Below are 21,287 nucleotides of genomic sequence, written 5' to 3' on the forward strand. Positions count from 1 at the left end.
GCTAAGCTCGCCGCCTCTCTGGCTGTCACAAGCATACCGACGTGTCGTACGAAACCCCGCAAGCAGCCGCTGTCGCGTGGCTGGCGTATCCACAGCTGGCGAACACTCGCGACCAGCGCACCCTCGACTGGCTGTTCGACGAAGGCTCCCTCACCCGTCGCCTGACCCGTCTTTCCGGCGACAACTTCAGCGTCACGCCCCTGTTCGAAGGCTGGCAAACCCTGCGCGACGACGAATGCGCGGCCCTGGGCCTGGCGCCCGGTGCCGAGGGCTGGGTGCGCGAGGTGTACCTGCGCGGCCACGGCCAACCCTGGGTGTTCGCCCGCAGCGTGGCCGGGCGCAGCGTGCTGCAGCGTGGCGGCCTGGACCTCGAGACCCTCGGCAGCCGCTCACTGGGCGAGTTGCTGTTCTGCGACCAGGCGTTCATCCGCCACCCCATCGAGGTGTGCAGTTATCCACAACCCTGGCTACCCGCCGATGCAGCCCATGCCGGGCTGTGGGGGCGCCGCTCGCGCTTCGAGCGCGCCGGGCTCGACCTGCTGGTGGCCGAGGTGTTTCTGCCGGCACTGTGGCAGGCGGACAAGGAGGCTAACCGCTGATGTACCTGCAACTGCTCAAGTCGCTCAACCGCCTGCACCCGCGGGCCTGGGACTTCGTCCAACTGAGCCGCATGGACCGCCCGATCGGCATCTACCTGCTGCTGTGGCCGACGCTGACGGCGGTGTGGATCGCCGGCAACGGCTCGCCGACCCTGGCCAACGTGCTGATCTTCGGCCTGGGCGTGGTGCTGATGCGCGCCGCCGGCTGCTGCATCAACGACTTTGCCGACCGCAAGGTCGACGGTCACGTCAAGCGCACCGCCGACCGGCCGCTGGCCAGCGGCCGGGTCAAGCCGCGCGAGGCGCTGGCACTGTTCGCGGTGCTGGTGGCGGTGAGTTTCCTGCTGGTGCTGTGCACGAATGCCACCACGGTGTGGCTGTCGTTCGGCGCCGTGGCCCTGGCCGCCTGCTACCCGTTCATGAAGCGCTACACCTACTACCCGCAGGTGGTACTGGGCGCGGCGTACTCCTGGGGCATCCCCATGGCCTTTACCGCCGCTGGCGGCGAGCTGCCGGCCAGCGCCTGGCTGCTATACATCGCCAACCTGCTGTGGACCGTGGGCTACGACACCTACTACGCCATGGTCGACCGAGACGACGACCTGAAGATCGGGGTGAAATCCACCGCCATCCTGTTCGGCGAGGCCGACCGGGTGATCATCCTCAGCCTGCAACTGCTGTCGCTGGGCTGCCTGCTGCTGGCCGGCAGCCGCTTCGAGCTGGGTGGCTGGTTCCACTTGGGGCTTCTGGGGGCGGCGGCGTGCTTTGCCTGGGAGTTCTGGTCGACCCGCAAGCTGGACCGCGAGTCGTGCTTCAAGGCGTTCCTGCACAACCATTGGGCGGGGATGCTGGTGTTCGTGGGGGTGGTGCTGGATTACGCACTGCGTTGAGGCTGATGGCCTCTATAACTTCTGTACAGCAAGCCACAACTCATTGATTGAACGCGGACACTGTGGGAGCGGCCTTGTGCCGCTACCACAGGGGTCATGCACACTTGAAAAATCAGCGCTCAACAGACCAACCGTATATCAGGGCTTGGCCACGTGCCAGACGTCCTTCATGCCGTCGCCGGTCATGTCACCGGCTTTCTTGTCCTTGACGAAGGTGTACAGCGGCTTGCCGTCATAGGCCCACTGCATCTTGCCGTCGTCGCGCTTGATCTGCGTCCACTTGCCTTCGGCCTTTTCGCCGTCGCTGACCATCAGCGGCGGCCAGTTGGTCGCGCACTCGCCATTGCACATGGACTTGCCGCCGGCGTCCTTGTCGAAGGTGTACAGGGTCATGCCTTGATGGTCGACCCACATGCCGTCCTTCTCCATGGCGTGATGGGCCGACGCCACCCCCGGCAATGCCAGTGCAGCGAAAAGGGCCATCCAGCTCAGCGTATGTCGTGTCATTGGATTCACCATTGTTTCGGGGTGGAAAGGGTTCTGGTTGCCGTCACGGCGGCCCCTTGAAGCCTAGCCCAGTCATGGAATGTCGCCAGAACAGCCAATGAGCTGTCACACAGCTGCAATAATTCCGTTATCTAATGCGGGCCAAGACACCGTTCCCGGGAGAGGTAATAGAGCATGGTTGGCAGAAACATTCTGATCGTCGACGACGAAGCGCCTATCCGCGAGATGATCGCCGTTGCATTGGAAATGGCCGGCTATGACTGCCTGGAGGCCGAAAACTCGCAACAGGCCCACGCCATCATCGTCGACCGCAAGCCGGACCTGATCCTGCTCGACTGGATGCTGCCGGGCACCTCGGGCATCGAACTGGCCCGGCGCCTGAAGCGCGATGAGCTGACCGGGGACATCCCGATCATCATGCTCACCGCCAAGGGCGAAGAGGACAACAAGATCCAGGGGCTCGAAGTGGGCGCCGACGACTACATCACCAAGCCGTTCTCGCCGCGCGAGCTGGTGGCGCGCCTGAAGGCCGTGCTGCGCCGCACCGGCCCGAGCGACAGCGAAGCGCCGATCGAAGTGGGCGGCCTGCTGCTCGACCCGATCAGCCACCGCGTCACCATCGACGGCAAGCCGGCCGAGATGGGCCCCACCGAATACCGCCTGCTGCAGTTCTTCATGACCCACCAGGAGCGCGCCTACACCCGTGGCCAGTTGCTCGACCAGGTATGGGGCGGCAACGTGTATGTGGAGGAGCGCACGGTAGACGTGCATATCCGCCGCCTGCGCAAGGCACTGGGTGAAGCTTACGAAAATCTGGTACAAACCGTCCGCGGCACTGGCTATCGCTTCTCGACCAAGAGCTGATCGAAGCCCTTAAGCGCCCGTTGTACAAGGACTGTCAATTGAACCAGAACTGGCACGCGACCCTGATTCGCCACATGCTGCTGCTGATCACCGTCTGCCTGATCGGCGGCCTGGCCAGCGGTTACTACGGCTGGTGCCTGGCCATCGGCCTGGCGTTCTACCTGGGCTGGACGCTCAAGCAGCTGCTGCGCCTGCACGACTGGCTGCGCAACCACCAGCCCGACGAAGCCCCGCCCGACGGCTACGGCCTGTGGGGCGAGGTGTTCGACAGCATCTACCACCTGCAACGGCGCGACCAGCGCGTGCGCGGGCGCCTGCAGGCGGTGATCGACCGGGTGCAGGAGTCCACCGCCGCCCTGCGCGATGCGGTGATCATGCTCGACAGCGAAGGCAACCTTGAGTGGTGGAACCGCGCCGCCGAAACCCTGCTGGGCTTCAAGACCCCGCAGGACGGCGGCCAGCCGGTGACCAACCTGGTGCGCCACCCGCGCTTCAAGGAATACTTCGAAGCGGAGAACTATGCCGAGCCGCTCGAGATTCCCTCGCCGATCAATGACCGCCTGCGCGTGCAGTTGCAACTCACCCGCTACGGCAACAACGAGCACCTGATGCTGGTGCGCGATGTCACCCGCATTCACCAGCTCGAACAGATGCGCAAGGACTTCGTCGCCAACGTCTCCCACGAGCTGCGCACGCCGCTGACGGTGATCACCGGCTACCTGGAAACCCTGCTGGACAACGTCGAAGGCGTGAACCCGCGCTGGGGCCGCGCCCTGCAGCAAATGAGCGCCCAGGGTTCGCGCATGCAGACCCTGCTCAACGACCTGCTGCTGCTGGCCAAGCTCGAAGCCACCGATTACCCCTCGGACAACCAGCCAGTGCTGGTCGACAGCCTGCTGACTGCCATCAAGAACGACGCCCAGGCGCTGTCCGGCCCGCGCAACCAGCGCATCAGCCTGGAAGCGGCACCCGGCATTCGCCTCAAGGGCAGCGAGTCGGAGCTGCGCAGCGCGTTTTCCAACCTGGTGTTCAACGCCGTCAAGTACACCCAGGACGAAGGCAATATCCGTATTCGCTGGTGGGCCGACGAACAGGGCGCGCATTTGAGCGTGCAGGATTCAGGGGTGGGCATCGAGGCCAAGCACCTGCCGCGGCTGACCGAGCGCTTCTACCGGGTCGACTCCAGCCGCGCTTCCAACACCGGCGGCACCGGGCTGGGGCTGGCGATCGTCAAGCATGTGCTGATGCGCCACCGCGGCAAGCTGGAGATCAGCAGCGTGCCGGGGCACGGCAGTACCTTCACCTGTCATTTTGCCCCGGCACAATTGGTCTCGAACAAGGGATGAGCCTACGGGCTTGCCCGGCGATGGTAGTGCGCCCCTTTGCTTTTGCCGCCCCAGCCGCTACATTGGATCCCCTGTGCCAGCAATCGCTGGCACTTTTTTTCCCCTAATTTCACCGACGGACCCTGTAAAAACCCCATCATGGACCCTTCCCCTGGTATCAGCCTCACCTCGTTGTTCGCCGATTTCGGCATGATTCTCTTCGCCTTGTTCCTAGTGCTGCTCAACGGCTTCTTCGTTGCCGCCGAGTTCGCCATGGTCAAGCTGCGCGCCACCCGCGTCGAGTCCATCGCCGAGCTGCATGGCTGGCGCGGCAGCATCCTGCGCAAGGTGCACAACCAGCTCGACGCCTACTTGTCGGCGTGCCAGCTGGGCATCACCCTGGCCTCGCTGGGCCTGGGCTGGGTCGGCGAGCCGGCCTTCGCCCACCTGCTCGAACCTTTGCTGGCCTACTTCGGCGTAGACTCGCCCGAGCTGATCAAGGGCATCTCGTTCTTCGTCGCGTTCTTCGTCATCTCCTACCTGCACATCGTGGTTGGCGAGCTGGCGCCCAAGTCCTGGGCGATCCGCAAGCCCGAGCTGCTTTCGCTGTGGACAGCGGTGCCGCTGTACCTGTTCTACTGGGCGATGTACCCAGCCATCTACCTGCTCAACGCCAGCGCCAACACCATCTTGCGCATCGCCGGGCAAGGCGAGCCCGGCCCGCACCACGAGCACCACTACAGCCGCGAGGAGCTCAAGCTGATCCTGCACTCCAGCCGTGGCCAGGACCCAAGCGACCAGGGCATGCGCGTGCTGGCCTCAGCGGTGGAGATGGGCGAGCTGGAAGTGGTCGACTGGGCCAACTCCCGCGAGGACATGGTCAGCATCGACGCCAACGCGCCGCTCAAGCAGATCCTGGCCTTGTTCCGCCGCCACAAGTTCAGCCGCTACCCGGTGTACGACGCCGAGCGCGAGGAATTCACCGGCCTGCTGCACATCAAGGACCTGCTGCTGGAGCTGGCCGAGCTGGACCAGATGCCCGAAACCATCGACCTGGAAGACCTCGCCCGCCCACTGGAGCGTGTGTCGCGGCACATGCCGCTGTCGCAGCTGCTGGAGCAGTTCCGCAAGGGTGGTGCGCACTTCGTGCTGGTTGAAGAGGCCGACGGCAAGGTGATCGGCTACCTGACCATGGAAGACGTGCTGGAAGTGCTGGTAGGTGACATCCAGGACGAGCACCGCAAGACCGAGCGCGGCATCCTCGCCTACCAGCCGGGCAAGCTGCTGGTACGCGGTGACACGCCGCTGTTCAAGGTGGAGCGCCTGCTGGGCATCGACCTGGACCACATCGAAGCCGAAACCCTCGCCGGGCTGGTGTACGAAAGCCTCAAGCGCGTGCCCGAGGAAGAGGAAGTGATGGAGGTCGAAGGCCTGCGCATCATCATCAAGAAGATGAAAGGGCCGAAGATCGTGCTGGCCAAGGTGCTCAAGCTGGATTGATCGACATCCAGGGGTCATCGCAGGACAAGCCCCACAGGTACAGCACCAGATTCAGGCTCTGTGCAATCCTGTGGGAAGCGGCCTTGTGTCGCGATGGGCCGCAAAGCGGCCCCAGAATATCGGCATCCTGCATAATCGCCGGGGCTGCTGCGCAGCCCAATCGCGGCACAAGGCCGCTTCCCACAAGAATCGAGTCGGCTTCTAAAAATTGAGCAAGACAGTTGCTCCCACGTTCTCTCGTGGGAGCGGGCTTGCCCCGCGATGCCTTCAAGGATTCCCCGCCGTAAAGTCCGGCATCCCGCCAATCGGCCGGTCGAACTGGTAGGGGATCGACTCCAGCGCCAGCCCCACGTTGCGCTGCACCACAAAATGCAGGTGCGGCCCGCTGCTGTTGCCGGTGTTGCCCGACTTGGCCAGCGCCTGGCCCACCACCACCTGCTGCCCCTCCTTCACCACCACCGACCCGCGCATCAGGTGCAGGTACACGCCCATGGTGCCGTCCGGGTGCAGGATGCGCACGAAATTGCCCGCCGGGTTGGTGCCGCGGCCGGTCTGCAGGTTCTCGATCTTCACCACCACCCCGCCGCGGGCGGCGATGATTGGCGTGCCTTCGGGCATGGCGATGTCGATGGCATAGCGGCCCTTGGGCCCGAAGTGGCTGAAGCGCCCGTTGGGCCCCTGGCTGATGCGAAACGGCCCGCCCTTCCACGGGAACGGGTAGCGGTAGGCCTGCGAGCGCAGCACCGGGTCGCCCATGGCGTACTGGAAGTTGCTCTTGTACTTCAGCGGCCCGCCCGGGGCGGCCAGCACGGCGCTGAGCAGCAGGGTCGAGCGCGGCGCCACCACCCGCCGCACGATGCGCGGTGCGTTACCGCCGAAGGCGTTGGCCAGCCCGTCCAGGCGCAGTTCTACCTCCATCGGCACATACAACTCGTTGCGCGCCAGAAAGCGCACCCCGCCGGGGAACGGCTCGGTCTGCAGGCGCACCTTGCCATCCACCCGCTCGAGCATCTGCTCGCGGAACACGAAAGGTTTGGCGCCGGGGCTGGGGCGGTCGGAGTAGGACACCACGCCGTAGTTGTCGGTGGTCTTGTAGATGGTCATTCCCAGGCTCGACGCCGAGGCCGTGAACAACGTGCAGAGCAGCAGCAGGCGGGCGGCGGGCATGATGGTGGCCATTTGACAGATAACGTCTGTCGAAGCCTAGCAGCCGGTTTTGAGAGGGGTATGACAGTTGGTCGGGAGGTTGGCCTGTACCGGCCCTATCGCCGGCAAGCCGGCTCCTACAGGGATCGCGTCGTCTGTAGGAGCCGGCCAGGCTCAGGCCCCGGGCGTGAAGTGCTTCTGGGTCGTGCCGCGGGCGATCAGCCGCGACAGGTAGTCGAGCTTCTGCGCATCCTGGTCAACGAACTTGAAGGTCAATTGCAGCCAGTCGCTCTCAGGCTTTGGCTCCAGCGCGGCGATGGCATGCAGGTAGCCGTTCAGGCGCGCCACCTCGGCGTTATCGCCCTGCTCCAGGTCCAGTACCGCGCCTTCGAGCACCTGCGGCAGGTTGGCGCTGCGGCGCACCACCAGCAGGGCCTCTTTCAGGCTCAGGGCCTTGATGACGCAAGCCTGCGGGCCACTGGCCAGGCGCAGTTGGCCCTGGCCACGGCCAGCCGGGGCGGCGGCAGGGCTTCTGGGCGTCGGCGCGTTGATCAACGGCTTGGGGGCTGCGGCAACCGGGGCAGCAGCAGGCGCAGCCACCTTGGCGGCCTCCGGGCGCCCGCCAGTCAGGGCGCTGAGCGAGTCGTTGGCAAAGGCCGAGTTGGCACGCGCCTGGGCGCCGGCCATCAAGCTGTCGAGCTTGCCGATCTTGGTCAGGGACTTTTTCACCTTGGTCAGCAGCTGCTCGTTGGTGAACGGCTTGCCGACAAAGTCGGAGACGCCGGCCTGGATGGCCTGGATCACGTTCTCCTTGTCACCACGGCTGGTCACCATGATGAACTGCATGGCTTTCATTTCTTCCTGCTGGCGGCACCAGGTCAGCAGCTCGAGGCCGGACATTTCCGGCATCTCCCAGTCGCACAGGACCAGGTCGAAACGCTCCTTGGCGAGCATGGCCATGGCCTTGCGGCCGTTGACCGCGTCTTCGATCACCATGCCCGGGAAGGCATTACGCAGGCACTTCCTTACCAGATCGCGGATGAACGGGGCATCGTCCACGACCAGCACATTGACTTTACTCATCGATACTCCTCTTGAATCCCGACTAGCATACCGCCGACTGATGGCAATTTGCCAAACCACTGGTCACGCCGGGACTTCTCTGATCGTTCGCGGGTGCCTGCTGGTGCTCGACCACAAACGAAAACGCCCGGCACAAGCCGGGCGTGATGCTCGGGAGCAATCTTATTTATCGTCCGGTTCAGCCGGAACATTAGCGCTTTCGCCCTCGTTGGAGGCAGTGCCTTCAACTTCGGCCTTCATGCGCTTGAGGCCCATGTGGCGCACGTCGGTGCCGCGCACCAGGTAGATCACCAGCTCCGAGATGTTGCGCGCGTGGTCGCCGATACGCTCCAGCGAACGCAGCGCCCAGATCACGCTGAGCACGCGGGAGATCGAGCGCGGGTCTTCCATCATGTAGGTGACCAGTTCGCGCAGCGCGGTCTTGTACTCGCGGTCGATGGTCTTGTCGTACTGGGCCACCGACAGCGCAAGGTCTGCGTCGAAGCGGGCGAAGGCATCCAGTGCGTCACGCACCATGTTGCGGACCTGGTCGCCGATGTGGCGCACCTCCACATAACCGCGTGGCGACTCGCCTTCCTCGCACAGCTGGATGGCGCGGCGGGCGATCTTGGTCGACTCGTCACCGATGCGCTCCAGGTCGATCACCGACTTGGAAATGCTGATGATCAGGCGCAGGTCGGAGGCCGCCGGCTGGCGACGGGCGAGGATGCGCACGCACTCCTCGTCGATGTTGCGCTCCATCTGGTTGATCTGCTCGTCGACCTCGCGCACCTGCTGGGCCAGGCCCGAGTCGGCCTCGATCAGCGCGGTGACCGCGTCGTTGACCTGCTTCTCGACCAGGCCGCCCATCGCCAGAAGGTGGCTGCGCACCTCTTCGAGCTCGGCGTTGAACTGCTGGGAGATGTGATGGGTAAGGCTTTCTTTGTTGATCATCGTTTCGCTCCGCGAAGAAGCTGCAAGCTTCAAGTAGTTCGTATCGTTCCCTGGCCTGTAGGAGCGGCCTTGTGCCGCGAAAGGGCCGCGAAGCGGCCCCAAGGTTTCAGCCCTGAGGCAACCATCGCCGGGGCTGCTTTGCAGCCCTTTCGCGGCACAAGGCCGCTCCTACACAGGCATCCTGTAGCCAGCTGCTAGCCGTAACGACCGGTGATGTAGTCTTCGGTCTGCTTCTTCGCCGGGTTGGTGAACAGGGTGTCGGTATCACCGAATTCCACCAGTTTGCCCATGTACATGAACGCGGTGTAGTCCGAAACACGGGCTGCCTGCTGCATGTTATGGGTCACGATGACGATGGTGTACTTGGATTTCAGTTCGTAGATCAGCTCTTCGACCTTCAGCGTGGAGATCGGGTCCAGTGCCGAGCAGGGTTCGTCGAGCAGCAGTACTTCAGGCTCCACGGCGATGGTACGGGCGATCACCAGACGCTGCTGCTGGCCACCGGACAGGCCCAGTGCCGAATCGTGCAGGCGGTCCTTGACCTCATCCCACAAAGCGGCGCCCTTCAGTGCCCACTCGACGGCTTCGTCGAGAGTGCGCTTCTTGTTGATGCCCTGGATGCGCAGGCCGTAGACCACGTTCTCGTAGATGGTCTTGGGGAACGGGTTGGGCTTCTGGAACACCATGCCCACCCGGCGGCGCAGCTCGGCCACGTCCTCGCCCTTGCGGTAGATGTTATTACCGTACAGGTTGATGGCGCCCTCGACGCGGCAGCCGTCAACCAGGTCGTTCATGCGGTTGAAGGTACGCAGCAGCGTGGACTTGCCGCAGCCGGACGGGCCGATGAAGGCGGTCACGCGCTGCTTGGGGATATTCATCTGCACGTCGAACAGCGCTTGCTTTTCGCCGTAGAACAGCGACAGTCCAGGCACTTCGATGGCCACGGTCTCTTCGGCCAGGCGCAGGCTCTGCTTGTCGCGGCCCAGGGCCGACATGTCGATGCCGTGGGTATGAGCTTCGTGTTGCATGTTCTTACTCCTTTTGTAGCTGCAGGCTATCAGCTGCAAGCTGCAAGTTTGAGCAAAGCGGCAATCTTCTGAGAGCTTGCCGCTTGTGGCTTAAGGCTTTGAAATCAGCTGTCGAGGGCCTTGTACTTCTCGCGCAGGTGGTTACGAATCCACACCGCCGACAGGTTCAGGGTGGCAATCACCATCACCAACAGCAGCGCGGTGGCGTACACCAGCGGCCGCGCGGCCTCGACGTTGGGGCTCTGGAAGCCGACGTCGTAGATATGGAAGCCCAGGTGCATGATCTTCTGGTCCAGGTGCAGGTACGGGTAGTTGCCGTCCAGCGGCAGCGACGGCGCCAGCTTCACCACGCCCACCAGCATCAGCGGGGCCACTTCGCCGGCGGCGCGGGCCACGGCGAGGATCATGCCGGTCATCATGGCCGGGCTGGCCATCGGCAAGACGATCTTCCACAGGGTCTCGGCCTTGGTCGCGCCCAGGGCCAGGGAGCCTTCACGCACGGTCCGCGGGATACGCGCCAGGCCTTCCTCGGTGGCCACGATCACCACCGGCACCGCCAGCAGCGCCAGGGTCAAGGATGCCCACAGCAGGCCTGGGGTACCCAGCGTTGGCGCCGGCAGCGACTCGGGGAAGAACAACCGGTCGATGGAGCCGCCCAGCACGTAGACGAAGAAGCCCAGGCCGAACACGCCGTAGACGATCGCCGGAACGCCCGCCAGGTTGTTCACCGCGATGCGGATCAGGCGGGTCACCGGGCCTTGCCGTGCGTACTCGCGCAGGTACACCGCCGCCAGCACGCCGAACGGTGTGACGATAACGGCCATGATCAGGGTCATCATCACGGTACCGAAGATGGCCGGGAAGATACCGCCCTCGGTGTTGGCTTCACGCGGGTCGTCGCTGAGGAATTCCCACACCTTGGCGAAGTAGGTGCCCATCTTGGTCATGCCGGACATGGCGTTCGGCTGGATCGCGTGGACCACCTTGCTGAGGTTGATCTCCACTTCGCGGCCGTTGCCGTCGCGGGCGACCAGGCTGTCGCGGGCAAAGGCCTGGTGCAGGCCGGTGAGGCGCTCCTCGATGGCCTTGTAGCGGTTGTTCAGCTCGGCGCGCTCGGCGTCCATGTCGGCCTGGGCGGCGGCGTCCAGCTTGCCGTCCAGCTCCAGCTTGCGGCTGTGCAGGCGCAGGCGCTCCAGGCCATGGTTGATGGCACCGATGTCCTTTTTCTCGAGCTTGACCAACTGGTCGTTGAGGTCGCTGGCACGCTTGAGGCGGGTTTGCAGCTCGTTCCAGGCCTCAGGGCCCTGGGCGACCACACGGCCCTCTTCCTTGACGCTGACCAGGAAGCCGTAGAAGTTGCCCCACTCGCGGCGCTCCAGGGCGATCAGCTCGGCGGGCTTTTGCTCGTCCACCAGCCAGTCACCGACCAGCCAGGTGAAGTCGCTGCCGTTGAGGTCGCGGTTACCGATCTTGACCAGCTCGCGGGTCATGAACTCCGGGCCCTGGTCAGGCACCGGCAAGCCGGCGCTCTTCAGGCGTTCGCGCGGTACTTCTTCCTTCTGTACCACTTCACCGATGATCACATGGTCGGCCTGGCCAGGCACCTTGTAGGTGGCCTGGATCAGGTCGGCCGGCCAGAAGTGGCCCAAACCGCGTACGGCGATCACGGACAGCAGACCAATGGTCATGATGACCGCCATGGCCACCGCGCCACCGCTGATCCAGACGCCGGGGGCGCCGCTCTTGAACCAGCCTTTGAGGGAATCCTTTTTCACGGATCTCTACCTTTCTATCAAAGCGACGAGTATTTCTTGCGCAGGCGCTGGCGAATCAGCTCGGCCAAGGTGTTCATGATGAACGTGAACATCAGCAGCACGAGGGCGGCGAGGAACAGCACACGATAGTGGCTGCCACCGACTTCCGATTCAGGCATTTCCACGGCCACGTTGGCGGCCAGGGTGCGCATGCCCTCGAACAGGTTCAGTTCCATCACCGGGGTGTTGCCGGTGGCCATCAGCACGATCATGGTCTCGCCCACCGCACGGCCCATACCGATCATCAGCGCCGAGAAGATACCCGGGCTGGCGGTGAGGATGACCACACGGGTCAGGGTCTGCCACGGCGTGGCACCGAGTGCCAGCGAGCCCAGGGTCAGGCTGCGCGGCACGCTGAACACGGCGTCTTCGGCGATGGAGTAGATGTTCGGGATGACCGCAAAGCCCATGGCGATGCCCACTACCAGGGCGTTACGCTGGTCGTAGGTGATGCCCAGGTCGTTGGTGATCCACAGGCGCATGTCGCCGCCGAAGAACCAGCTTTCGAGGAATGGGCTCATGGACAGGGCGAACCAGCCGATGGCCAGGATCACCGGGATCAGGATCGCTGCTTCCCAGCCGTCCGGGATACGCAGGCGGATCGACTCCGGCAGGCGGCTCCAGGCGAAGCCCGCCACCAGGATGCCTACCGGCAGGATCAGCAGCAGGCTGAACACGCCCGGCAGGTGGCCCTCAAGATACGGCGCCAGGAACAGGCCGGCGAAGAACCCGAGGATCACCGTCGGCATCGCTTCCATCAGCTCGATCACCGGCTTGACCTTGCGGCGCATGCCCGGGGCCATGAAGTAGGCGGTGTAGATGGCGGCGGCAATCGCCAGCGGGGCGGCCAGGATCATCGCGTAGAACGCGGCCTTGAGCGTACCGAAGGTCAGCGGCGACAGGCTCAGCTTGGGTTCGAAGTCGGTGTTCGAGGCGGTCGACTGCCAAACATACTTAGGCTCGTCGTAGTTCTCGTACCAGACCTTGCCCCACAGCGCGCTGAAGGAGATTTCCGGGTGCGGGTTGCGCAGGCTCAGGGGCAGCAGCTTGCCGCCCTCTTCGACGATGATGCGGTTGGCGCGCGGCGACAGGGCCAGAATGCCTGCGCCTTCGGCGACCGGTTCTACCAGCAGGGTGCGGTGCGCGGTGCTGTGGAACACACCCAGCTTGCCTTCGCTGTCCAGGGCGATGAAGCCCTTGCGGCGCTCTTCGGCGTCGATCTGCACCACCGGGGCCTTGCCCAGCTGGAAGCTGCGGATCAACTTGAGGCGTTGCTCGCCATCCGGGTCACGGGCCATGAACCACTGGCTCAGGCCACCCTTGGAGTCACCGAAGATCAGCGAGATACCGCCCACCAGCTGACCGCTGGCGGTGATTTCGGCGTTGCCGTCCTCGAGCAGCTTGTAGCGGCCGTTGAGGCTTTTTTCGCGCAGGCTGAACACATCGGCGGTGGCGCGGCCGTTGAGCACGTACAGCCACTGCTGGCGCGGGTCGATGAAGATGTTCTTCACCGTCTCGGTCATTTGCGGCAGGACGATGCGGTTCTGCTCGGTAGTCACCTCACCGGTCATCATGTTCTCGGTGCGCGACAGCTCGACCACCTGCAGTTGCGCGCCGGTGGAGCCGGCCAGCAGCAGGGTTTCGCCGTTGACGTTGACGCTGACGTGCTCCAGCGCGCGGCCTTCGTCACTCAGGGTGAACGGCGCCTGACCATAGGGGTAGTCGATACCCGCTTCGATGGTCTTCTTGTTGTCCGGGTAGGTGATCTTGTAGGTGTGGTGGAACACGATCGCCTGGCCGTTGGACAGGCCCAGCACCACCAGCGGGCTGCCCGGCTGGTCGCTGCCGATCGAGCTGACCTGGGTGCCGGCGGGCAGCGGCAGGTCGACGCGCTTGAGTTCGTTACCGGTCTTGGTGTCGAAGAACAGGGCCTGGCCCTTGTCGGAAACACGCATGCCCACGAGGTTCTGCTCCTCGAGGGCGATCATCAGCGGCTTGCCGGCATCCTGCTGCAGCCAGGTTGGCTCCAGGGCCTTCTTGCTGGTCAGTGTGGCGCCCTGGAACAGCGGCAGCACTACATAAGCCAGGTAGAAGAAGATCAGCGTGATCGCTGCCAGCACGGCAAGCCCGCCCACCAGTACATACCAGCGGGTCAGGCGATCCTTGAGGGCGCGCATGCGGCGCTTGCGTTGCAACTCGGGCGTATTGAAATCAATGCGCACCGGAGGAGAATTTTGGGTCATGGTGGAGTTGGCCAGATCATTCATGCGCACACCCTAGCGGTCCCGTATGACAAAAACATGACAGTGCAGTGACGCAACAAAGCCCGACGCGCAGGTACCCTGGCCTCGGACTGACGAATTCGTGGAGAGGGGCCGGCGCATTCGCGGCCAGCCCCTTCCGGTTACTGCCTAATTACTTCTTTGCAACGTTGCCAGCGTGGGACAGGCCCAGGTCAGCCAGGGTCTTGTCGACCACTTTGGCAGGCAGCGGGATGTAGCCGTCTTTCACGACAACTTGCTGGCCGGCTTGCGAAAGCACCAGCTTGACGAACTCGGCTTCCAGCGGGGCCAGAGGCTTGTTCGGCGCCTTGTTCACGTAGACGTACAGGAAGCGCGACAGCGGGTAGGTGCCGTTCAGGGCGTTGGCTTCGTTGTCTTCGATGAACTCGCCGCCTTCTTTCTTGGCCAGGGCGACGGTCTTGACCGAAGCGGTCTTGTAGCCGATGCCCGAGTAGCCGATGCCGTTCAGCGAGGAGCTGATCGACTGCACGACCGAAGCCGAGCCAGGCTGTTCGTTGACGTTAGGCTTGAAGTCGCCTTTGCACAGGGCTTCTTCCTTGAAGTAGCCGTAGGTGCCCGATACCGAGTTGCGGCCGAACAGCTGGATTGGCTTGTTGGCCAGGTCGCCCTTCACGCCAACGTCGCCCCAGGTCTTGATTTCAGCCTTGCCACCGCACAGGCGGGTGGAGGAGAAGATCGCGTCGACCTGAGCCATGGTCAGGCCCTTGATCGGGTTATCCTTGTGCACGAAGACAGCCAGGGCGTCGACGGCAACCGGGATGGCAGTAGGCTTGTAGCCGTACTTCTGCTCGAAGGCCTGCAGCTCGACGTCCTTCATCTTGCGGCTCATCGGGCCCAGGTTGGCGGTGCCTTCGGTCAGGGCGGGCGGCGCGGTGGACGAGCCAGCAGCCTGGATCTGGATGTTTACGTTCGGATATTCCTTCTTGTAGGCCTCGGCCCACAGGGTCATCAGGTTCGCGAGGGTATCGGAACCGACGCTGGAGAGGTTACCCGATACACCGGTGGTCTTGGTGTAGGTCGGGATTGCTGGGTCGACAGCGGCGACCGCATTGGCGGTGGCAACGCCAGCGGCGGCAAAGGTCAGGGCCGCCATCAAACGCTTCAGTTTCATGCCTTGCTCCTAGCAGGAATATCGTAGGGGTTGTGATGGAACGGGCCCAAGTATCAGCAGGCCGCATGAACACGATATGACTCGAATGTGACAATTGGATGAAAGGCCATCACCGGTAGTCGGGGATGGCCTTTGCAGGATGTTTCAGGGGGGAGGGGAAGACCAGCCTGGCCCCGTCGTGTAGGAGCGGCCTTGTGTCGCGAACGGGCTGCGTAGCAGCCCCGGCAATTCATGCGGCGAAGCTGAGATCCTGGGGCTGCTGCGCAGCCCTTTCGCGACACAAGGCCGCTCCTACAGGGATCGCATAACCTTTAGGCCCATGCTGTACCTGTAGGAGCCGACTTGCCGGCGATGAGGCGCTCAAGACAGTTGCCCCCACAGGTCCGAGTAAAGCAGTGCCCGTGATTTGCTCTGCCTTAGCGTTTCTTCGCCAGCAAATAGATCCCCACCAACAACCCCAGCGCACACAGGCACGCCACGTAGTACGCCGGCGCCATCGGGCTGACCTTGAGCAGCCCGGTAACCACCATCGGGGTCAGGCCGCCAAAGATGGCGTAGGCCAGGTTGTAGGAGAACGACAGGCCGCTGAAGCGCACCACCGCCGGGAAGGCCTTGACCATCACGTAGGGCACCGCGCCGATCACGCCCACGCACAGGCCGGTCACGGCGTACAGCGGGAACAGCAGGTCCGGGCGGGTCGGCAGGCTGTGGTAGAAGCTCCACGAGCTTGCCAGCAGCAGCAGGCTGCCAATCACGAACACCCGGCCTGCGCCAAAGCGGTCGGCCAGGCTGCCGGCGGTGATGCAGCCCACGCTCAGCAGCACGATGGCCAGGCTGTTGGCCTTGAGCGAGTCGGTGGGGCTGATGTGGTAGAGGCTCTGCAGCAGCGCCGGGGTCATCAGGATCACCACCACGATGCCGGCCGACAGCAGCCAGGTCAGCAGCATCGACAGGATCACCGCGCCGCGGTGGTCACGCAGCACCGCACGCAGCGGCAGCTCTTCGGCCAGGGCCTTGCGCTGCTGCATTTCGGCGAACACCGGGGTTTCGTGCAGCCAGCGGCGCAGGTACACCGAGAACAGGCCGAACACCCCGCCCATCAGGAACGGGATACGCCAGGCGTAGTCGGCCACTTCTTCGGGGGTGTAGACCGTGTTGATCAGCGTGGCCACCATCGAGCCCAGCAAAATGCCCGAGGTCAGGCCGGCGGTCAGGGTGCCGCAGGCGTAACCGGTGTTGCGCGCCGGCACGTGCTCGGAGACGAACACCCAGGCGCCCGGCACCTCACCGCCAATGGCCGCGCCCTGGATCACGCGCATCAGCAGCAGCAGAATCGGCGCCCACAGGCCGATCTGTGCATAAGTCGGCAGCAGGCCCATCACCAAAGTCGGCAGGGCCATCATGAAGATGCTCAGGGTGAACATCTTCTTGCGCCCGAGCAGGTCACCGAAGTGGGCCATGACGATGCCGCCCAGCGGCCGCGCCAGGTAGCCGGCGGCGAAGATGCCGAAGGTCTGCATCAGGCGCAGCCACTCGGGCATGTCGGCGGGGAAGAACAGCTTGCCCACTACCGTTGCGAAGAACACGAAGATGATGAAGTCGTAGAACTCCAGCGCACCGCCCAGGGCAGACAGCGAAAGGGTCTTGTAGTCACTGCGGGTCAGCGGCCGGGACGGCTGCTCGATACTGCTGGGCACGGAGGTCATCGACGTTCTCTTGTTGGAGTGCAGGCCGCTTGGGGTGCGGCTTCTGGAATGTTCAGCCGGTGAAGATAACAAATTGCAAAGTGCGGCCGATAGCATACAAAGTCCGTACAGATATTCACGAATGCACGGTCGTCGCTGGCTGTGATGGTCTATATACTGGCCGTTCGTAGAAAAAGGTTGCGTTTATCACGGGATGTTGTGCGAAAACGTAAGTCAGTACTGTCAGACTGTTTCGCAGAGTCTCCCTTTGGCCGCCCCCGAAGCGACGTCAGTGTCCGGCTGAAGCGTTTTCACGGCGTCCTCCACTGCGCCACCAACGAAGCGTCACGGGTCAGAGGCCCCACGGCATGATTGAGCTCGAACAAGAAGATCCTATCCCGCAGGGCGACCTGGCCCTGCAGATCACCGCGCTACCGCGCGAAACCAACGGCTTCGGCGATATCTTCGGCGGCTGGCTGGTCGCCCAGATGGACCTGGCCGGCACCGCCATGGCCAGCCGCGTCGCCGGTGGCCGGGTGGCCACCGTAGCCATCGACCGCATGGCCTTTTTGGTACCGGTGGCGGTGGGCGCACAGCTGTCGTTCTATACCCAGACCCTGGAAATCGGCCGCAGCTCGATCCAGATGATGGTCGAGGTGTGGAGCGACGACCCGCTGTCCAGCGAATGGCGCAAGGTCACCGAGGCGGTGTTCGTGTTCGTCGCCATCGACGGCAGTGGCCGTACCCGTTCGGTGCCTCGTCGCTGACCAAGCCGCGCGGTAAACTCGTTGCCTGGCATGGGGTCCAACGCCTCACTGCAACCTTTGAGACGAGCGCATGGTTATCCCACGTATCGAAACCGAACAACACGGCGAGCTGAACTGCTGGCGCCTGACCACCGCCCACGCCGAGCTGCTGATCGCCCAACAGGGCGCGCAGATTCTCAGCTACCAGCGCGTGGGCGAGCCGCCGCTGCTGTGGCTGAGCGAAGACGCCATCTTTGGCCAGGGCAAGTCGGTACGTGCCGGGGTACCGGTATGCTGGCCCTGGTTCGGCAACCTGCAACGCAACCCCGAGCCTGTGCAAGCCATGTACACCGGCAGCGAAGCGCCGGCGCATGGCCTGGCCCGTACCCGCGACTGGCAACTGTTGGCTGCCGACCAGCAAGGCGAGGGCCTGAGCGTCACCTTCACCCTGCCCCAGGCGCAGGGCCAGCTGCCGGGCTGGGCCCACAACGTGGCCCTGACCCTGCAGGTAGAGCTGGCAAGCGAGCTGAAGCTGACCCTCACCAGCCGCAACCAGGGCGACAGCCCGGTGACCATCAGCCAGGCCCTGCACAGCTACTTTGCCGTCAGCGACGTGCGCCAGGTGCAGGTGGAAGGGGTCGAGGGGCTCAGCTACATCGAGACCCTGGCCGAATGGCAGCAGCGCCAGCAGCAAGGCGCGCTGGGCTTTGCCGGCGAGACCGACCGGATCTACCTCGATACCCCGCAAACCTTGAGCATCGATGACCCGCACTGGCAGCGGCGCATCACCCTGACCAGCAGCGGTTCGCGCTCGGCGGTGATCTGGAACCCTTGGACCGAACGGGCCAGGGAGCTGGCCGACATGGCCGACGACGGCTGGCAGCGCATGCTGTGCATCGAGACGGCGAATGTGTGGGATGACGTGGTGACGCTCAAGCCCGGGGCGAGTCATACGCTGGGGCTGGTGATCGGCAGCCAGGCGCTCTGAGCCAATGGCCTCATCGCCGGCAAGCCGGCTCCTACAGGGGTCGCACCAGCCTCATACCTGTAGGAGCCGGCTTGCCGGCGATAGGGCCCTTACAGGTCGGCGTCTTCCACCACCCTCACCTTCCCGGCATCCAGCGCATAGGCCGCGTCGGCCAGGTCATTGCTGACCTTCTCCACCTTCAACTGCCCGGTAACCCACAACGGCGTGTAGATATCGTCGATCTTCAGCCCCTTGGGGTAGCGCACCAGCACCAGCTGGTTCGGCGGCGGCGGCGGCACGTGGATGCACGCGCCCGGGTAGGGCACCAGGAAGAACAGCGTGCTGTTGCCCTTGGCGTCGCTTTCCAGCGGCACCGGGTAGCCGCCCAGGCGGATCTGCTTGCCGTTCATGGCGGCCACGGTCTTGGTCGAGTACATCACCGCTGGCAGGCCCTTGCTCTGCTTCAGGCCACCCTTGTCGGTGAACGTACCCATGGCTTCCGGGGAGTTGTGGTCGATCTCGGGCATCTGCTCGAGGGCCTTCTGGTCCGACTTGGGCATCAGCTCCAGCCAGTCGGTTTCGGGCAGTTCGGCATGGGCCAGGGTGCTGGCCAGCAGCAGGGGAATGAGAAATAACGCTCGCATGGAAATGCTCGGCAACTCAGGATTGAATTGCCGGGCATTCTAGCCTGTGTTCAGTTCTTCTTGATGAAGCCGTAGATCACCAACAGGACGATGGCGCCCACCAGGGCCCCGAAGAAGCCCGCAGCCTGCCCCGCCTGGTAAATGCCCAGCGCCTGCCCGCCATAGGTGGCGACCAAAGAGCCTGCGATACCGAGCAGGATGGTCATGATCCAGCCCATGCTGTCGTCGCCCGGTTTCAGGAAACGCGCCAGCAGGCCGACGATCAGGCCGATGAAGATGGTTCCAATGATGCCCATGGCAATCCCTCGATAATTGAAGATGGAACACGCCAAAGCCTAGACAGCGCTTTGGCGAGTTGCCATTTCAGAGGGCTACAGACCGACAGAAGTTCGATCAGCCGGCGATCAACGCCTCTACTTCGGCGATCTTGGCCTTGAGGGTGGCCATGTCGCTGCAGCGCAGGGTGGCGTGGCCAACCTTGCGCCCAAGCTTGAAAGCCTTGCCGTAGTGGTGCAGATGGCAGTCGTCGATGGCCACGACCTTGTCCACCGCCGGTACTTCGCCAATGAAGTTGAGCATGGCGCTCTCGCCGACCTTGGCGGTCGAGCCCAGCGGCAGGCCGGCAACGGCGCGCAGGTGGTTCTCGAACTGGCTGCACTCGGCGCCTTCGATGGTCCAGTGCCCGGAGTTGTGCACCCGCGGGGCGATCTCGTTGGCCTTCAGGCCACCGTCGACCTCGAAGAACTCGAAGGCCATCACGCCAACGTAGTCGAGCTTGTGCAGCACACGGCCGACGTAATCTTCAGCCAGCGCCTGCAGCGGGTGCGCCGCGCTGGCCACCGACAGCTTGAGAATGCCGCTCTCGTGGGTGTTGTGCACCAGCGGGTAGAAACGGGTTTCGCCATCGCGGGCACGCACGGCCACCAGCGACACTTCGCCAGTGAACGGCACGAAGCCCTCCAGCAGGCACGGCACGCTGCCCAGCTCGGCGAAGGTGTCGACCACGTCTTCAGGCTTGCGTAGCACCTTCTGGCCTTTGCCGTCGTAACCCAGGGTGCGGGTTTTCAGCACGGCCGGCAGGCCGATGCTGGCCACCGCGGCGTCCAGGTCGGCTTGCGAGAGAATGTCGGCAAAGGCCGGGGTGGGGATGCCCAGGTCGCGGAACATGCTCTTTTCGAACAGGCGGTCGCGGGCGATACGCAGAGCTTCGGCGCTGGGGTACACCGGCACGAACTGCGAGAGGAAGGCGACGGTCTCGGCCGGCACGCTTTCGAACTCGAAGGTTACCAGGTCGACTTCGTCGGCCAGCTGGCGCAGGTGGTCCTGGTCGCCGTAGTCGGCGCGCAGGTGCTCACCCAGAGGCGCTGCGCAGGCGTCCGGCGCCGGGTCGAGGAAGGCGAAGTTCATGCCCAGCGGGGTACCCGCCAGGGCCAGCATGCGGCCCAGCTGGCCACCACCGATTACACCGATCTTCATAAAGTCAGCCTCAAGCCTGGCGCGGGTCTGGATTGTCCAGCACGGTGTCGGTCTGCTCAGTGCGGAACTGCTTGAGCGCCGCGTGATACTGCGGGTACTTGGCACCGAGGATGCTCGCCGACAGCAGTGCGGCGTTGATCGCACCGGCCCGGCCGATGGCCAGGGTGGCGACCGGCACGCCGGCCGGCATCTGCACGATCGACAGCAGCGAGTCGACGCCCGACAGCATCGACGACTGCACCGGCACACCCAGCACCGGCAGGTGGGTCTTGGCGGCGCACATGCCTGGCAGGTGGGCGGCGCCACCGGCACCGGCGATGATCACCTCGATGCCGCGGCCTTCGGCCTCTTCGGCGTACTGGAACAGCAGGTCCGGGGTGCGGTGGGCGGAAACCACCTTCACTTCGTAGGGAATGCCGAGTTTTTCCAGCATATCGGCGGTGTGGCTAAGGGTGGACCAATCGGACTTGGAGCCCATGATCACGCCAACCAGTGCACTCATCGTCGAGCCTCTTCGCTTGTGCGCCCGCAGGCGCGTCAAAAAACAACAAGCCACGCGGGACGACCGGCGTGGCTTGTTTGCTGATCCGGACCGGAGCTGTCCGGTCGAAAGGCCGCGCAGTATAGCGTAACGCGACGCCGTCACGGCACCCCCGGCGACCAACT

Annotated in this window: 20 protein-coding genes; 7 read left to right on the forward strand and 13 right to left on the reverse strand. The window is 64.1% G+C overall.

Translation table 11 applies throughout. The features are described 5' to 3' along the window. Positions 1-41 precede the first annotated feature (41 nt). Entirely contained in the window at positions 42-599 is a 558-nt protein-coding gene (locus KSS94_RS26670) for a chorismate--pyruvate lyase family protein (RefSeq protein ID WP_217840993.1), read from the forward strand. Continuing rightward, positions 599-1,489 carry a 4-hydroxybenzoate octaprenyltransferase gene (gene ubiA / locus KSS94_RS26675; protein ID WP_217840994.1) on the forward strand — a complete coding sequence of 297 codons (891 nt, stop codon included), beginning with the start codon at positions 599-601 and terminating at the stop codon, positions 1,487-1,489. Before KSS94_RS26670 ends, ubiA begins: the two co-directional genes overlap by 1 nt. Before the next feature lie 138 nt (positions 1,490-1,627). Here ubiA and KSS94_RS26680 read toward each other — a convergent pair whose 3' ends face one another. Next, complete coding sequence (locus tag KSS94_RS26680; RefSeq protein ID WP_217840995.1) at positions 1,628-1,996, reverse strand: COG4315 family predicted lipoprotein; 369 nt, start codon at positions 1,994-1,996, stop codon at positions 1,628-1,630. 174 nt (positions 1,997-2,170) lie between these two features. On the opposite strand from KSS94_RS26680, the gene phoB reads away from it, so the two are divergent. The 3 genes from phoB to KSS94_RS26695 all read left to right on the forward strand — a co-directional run bounded on the left by phoB (position 2,171) and on the right by KSS94_RS26695 (position 5,685). Then, the gene (gene phoB / locus KSS94_RS26685) at positions 2,171-2,860 is read left to right on the forward strand and encodes a phosphate regulon transcriptional regulator PhoB (protein ID WP_003253341.1); all 690 of its coding nucleotides are present in this window, start codon (positions 2,171-2,173) and stop codon (positions 2,858-2,860) included. A 74-nt stretch (positions 2,861-2,934) separates the two neighbouring features. Further along, on the forward strand, positions 2,935-4,206 hold the full coding sequence (gene phoR / locus KSS94_RS26690; protein WP_264082043.1) for a phosphate regulon sensor histidine kinase PhoR: 1,272 nt from the start codon (positions 2,935-2,937) through the stop codon (positions 4,204-4,206). A gap of 138 nt (positions 4,207-4,344) precedes the next feature. Continuing rightward, entirely contained in the window at positions 4,345-5,685 is a 1,341-nt protein-coding gene (locus KSS94_RS26695; RefSeq protein WP_217840997.1) for a hemolysin family protein, read from the forward strand. 267 nt (positions 5,686-5,952) lie between these two features. On the opposite strand, the gene KSS94_RS26700 is transcribed toward KSS94_RS26695, so the two are convergent. The 8 genes from KSS94_RS26700 to KSS94_RS26735 form a co-directional block, all read right to left on the reverse strand. Next, positions 5,953-6,852: a peptidoglycan DD-metalloendopeptidase family protein gene (locus KSS94_RS26700; protein WP_217840998.1), complete on the reverse strand. Its 900-nt coding sequence runs from the start codon at positions 6,850-6,852 to the stop codon at positions 5,953-5,955. A gap of 153 nt (positions 6,853-7,005) precedes the next feature. Then, positions 7,006-7,914, reverse strand: a complete 909-nt coding sequence (locus KSS94_RS26705; RefSeq protein ID WP_217840999.1) for a response regulator — start codon at positions 7,912-7,914, stop codon at positions 7,006-7,008. Between the two features lie 162 nt (positions 7,915-8,076). Continuing rightward, complete coding sequence (phoU, locus tag KSS94_RS26710; RefSeq protein WP_217841000.1) at positions 8,077-8,847, reverse strand: phosphate signaling complex protein PhoU; 771 nt, start codon at positions 8,845-8,847, stop codon at positions 8,077-8,079. 194 nt (positions 8,848-9,041) lie between these two features. Beyond that, positions 9,042-9,875, reverse strand: coding sequence for a phosphate ABC transporter ATP-binding protein PstB (gene pstB, locus KSS94_RS26715; protein WP_217841001.1), 834 nt, complete (start codon positions 9,873-9,875; stop codon positions 9,042-9,044). A gap of 104 nt (positions 9,876-9,979) precedes the next feature. Further along, positions 9,980-11,650 carry a phosphate ABC transporter permease PstA gene (gene pstA / locus KSS94_RS26720; RefSeq protein ID WP_217841002.1) on the reverse strand — a complete coding sequence of 557 codons (1,671 nt, stop codon included), beginning with the start codon at positions 11,648-11,650 and terminating at the stop codon, positions 9,980-9,982. 17 nt (positions 11,651-11,667) lie between these two features. After that, on the reverse strand, positions 11,668-13,956 hold the full coding sequence (locus KSS94_RS26725; protein WP_217841003.1) for an ABC transporter permease subunit: 2,289 nt from the start codon (positions 13,954-13,956) through the stop codon (positions 11,668-11,670). A gap of 148 nt (positions 13,957-14,104) precedes the next feature. Then, positions 14,105-15,103, reverse strand: coding sequence for a phosphate ABC transporter substrate-binding protein PstS (locus KSS94_RS26730; protein WP_217841004.1), 999 nt, complete (start codon positions 15,101-15,103; stop codon positions 14,105-14,107). A 416-nt stretch (positions 15,104-15,519) separates the two neighbouring features. Continuing rightward, positions 15,520-16,809, reverse strand: a complete 1,290-nt coding sequence (locus KSS94_RS26735) for an MFS transporter (RefSeq protein ID WP_217841005.1) — start codon at positions 16,807-16,809, stop codon at positions 15,520-15,522. Positions 16,810-17,156: 347 nt separating this feature from the next. On the opposite strand from KSS94_RS26735, the gene KSS94_RS26740 reads away from it, so the two are divergent. Continuing rightward, the gene (locus KSS94_RS26740; RefSeq protein WP_003253317.1) at positions 17,157-17,555 is read left to right on the forward strand and encodes an acyl-CoA thioesterase; all 399 of its coding nucleotides are present in this window, start codon (positions 17,157-17,159) and stop codon (positions 17,553-17,555) included. Between the two features lie 70 nt (positions 17,556-17,625). Next, the gene (locus KSS94_RS26745) at positions 17,626-18,522 is read left to right on the forward strand and encodes a D-hexose-6-phosphate mutarotase (RefSeq protein ID WP_217841006.1); all 897 of its coding nucleotides are present in this window, start codon (positions 17,626-17,628) and stop codon (positions 18,520-18,522) included. Positions 18,523-18,611: 89 nt separating this feature from the next. On the opposite strand, the gene KSS94_RS26750 is transcribed toward KSS94_RS26745, so the two are convergent. The 4 genes from KSS94_RS26750 to purE all read right to left on the reverse strand — a co-directional run bounded on the left by KSS94_RS26750 (position 18,612) and on the right by purE (position 21,123). Then, the gene (locus KSS94_RS26750; RefSeq protein WP_217841007.1) at positions 18,612-19,145 is read right to left on the reverse strand and encodes a DUF3299 domain-containing protein; all 534 of its coding nucleotides are present in this window, start codon (positions 19,143-19,145) and stop codon (positions 18,612-18,614) included. A gap of 50 nt (positions 19,146-19,195) precedes the next feature. Further along, positions 19,196-19,441: a GlsB/YeaQ/YmgE family stress response membrane protein gene (locus KSS94_RS26755; protein WP_138220718.1), complete on the reverse strand. Its 246-nt coding sequence runs from the start codon at positions 19,439-19,441 to the stop codon at positions 19,196-19,198. Between the two features lie 97 nt (positions 19,442-19,538). Continuing rightward, positions 19,539-20,621: a 5-(carboxyamino)imidazole ribonucleotide synthase gene (locus KSS94_RS26760; protein ID WP_217841008.1), complete on the reverse strand. Its 1,083-nt coding sequence runs from the start codon at positions 20,619-20,621 to the stop codon at positions 19,539-19,541. A 10-nt stretch (positions 20,622-20,631) separates the two neighbouring features. Beyond that, positions 20,632-21,123: a 5-(carboxyamino)imidazole ribonucleotide mutase gene (gene purE / locus KSS94_RS26765; RefSeq protein ID WP_016489856.1), complete on the reverse strand. Its 492-nt coding sequence runs from the start codon at positions 21,121-21,123 to the stop codon at positions 20,632-20,634. Positions 21,124-21,287: the final 164 nt, after the last annotated feature.

The sequence above is a fragment of the Pseudomonas fakonensis genome (genome assembly GCF_019139895.1).
GTDB lineage: Bacteria > Pseudomonadota > Gammaproteobacteria > Pseudomonadales > Pseudomonadaceae > Aquipseudomonas > Aquipseudomonas fakonensis.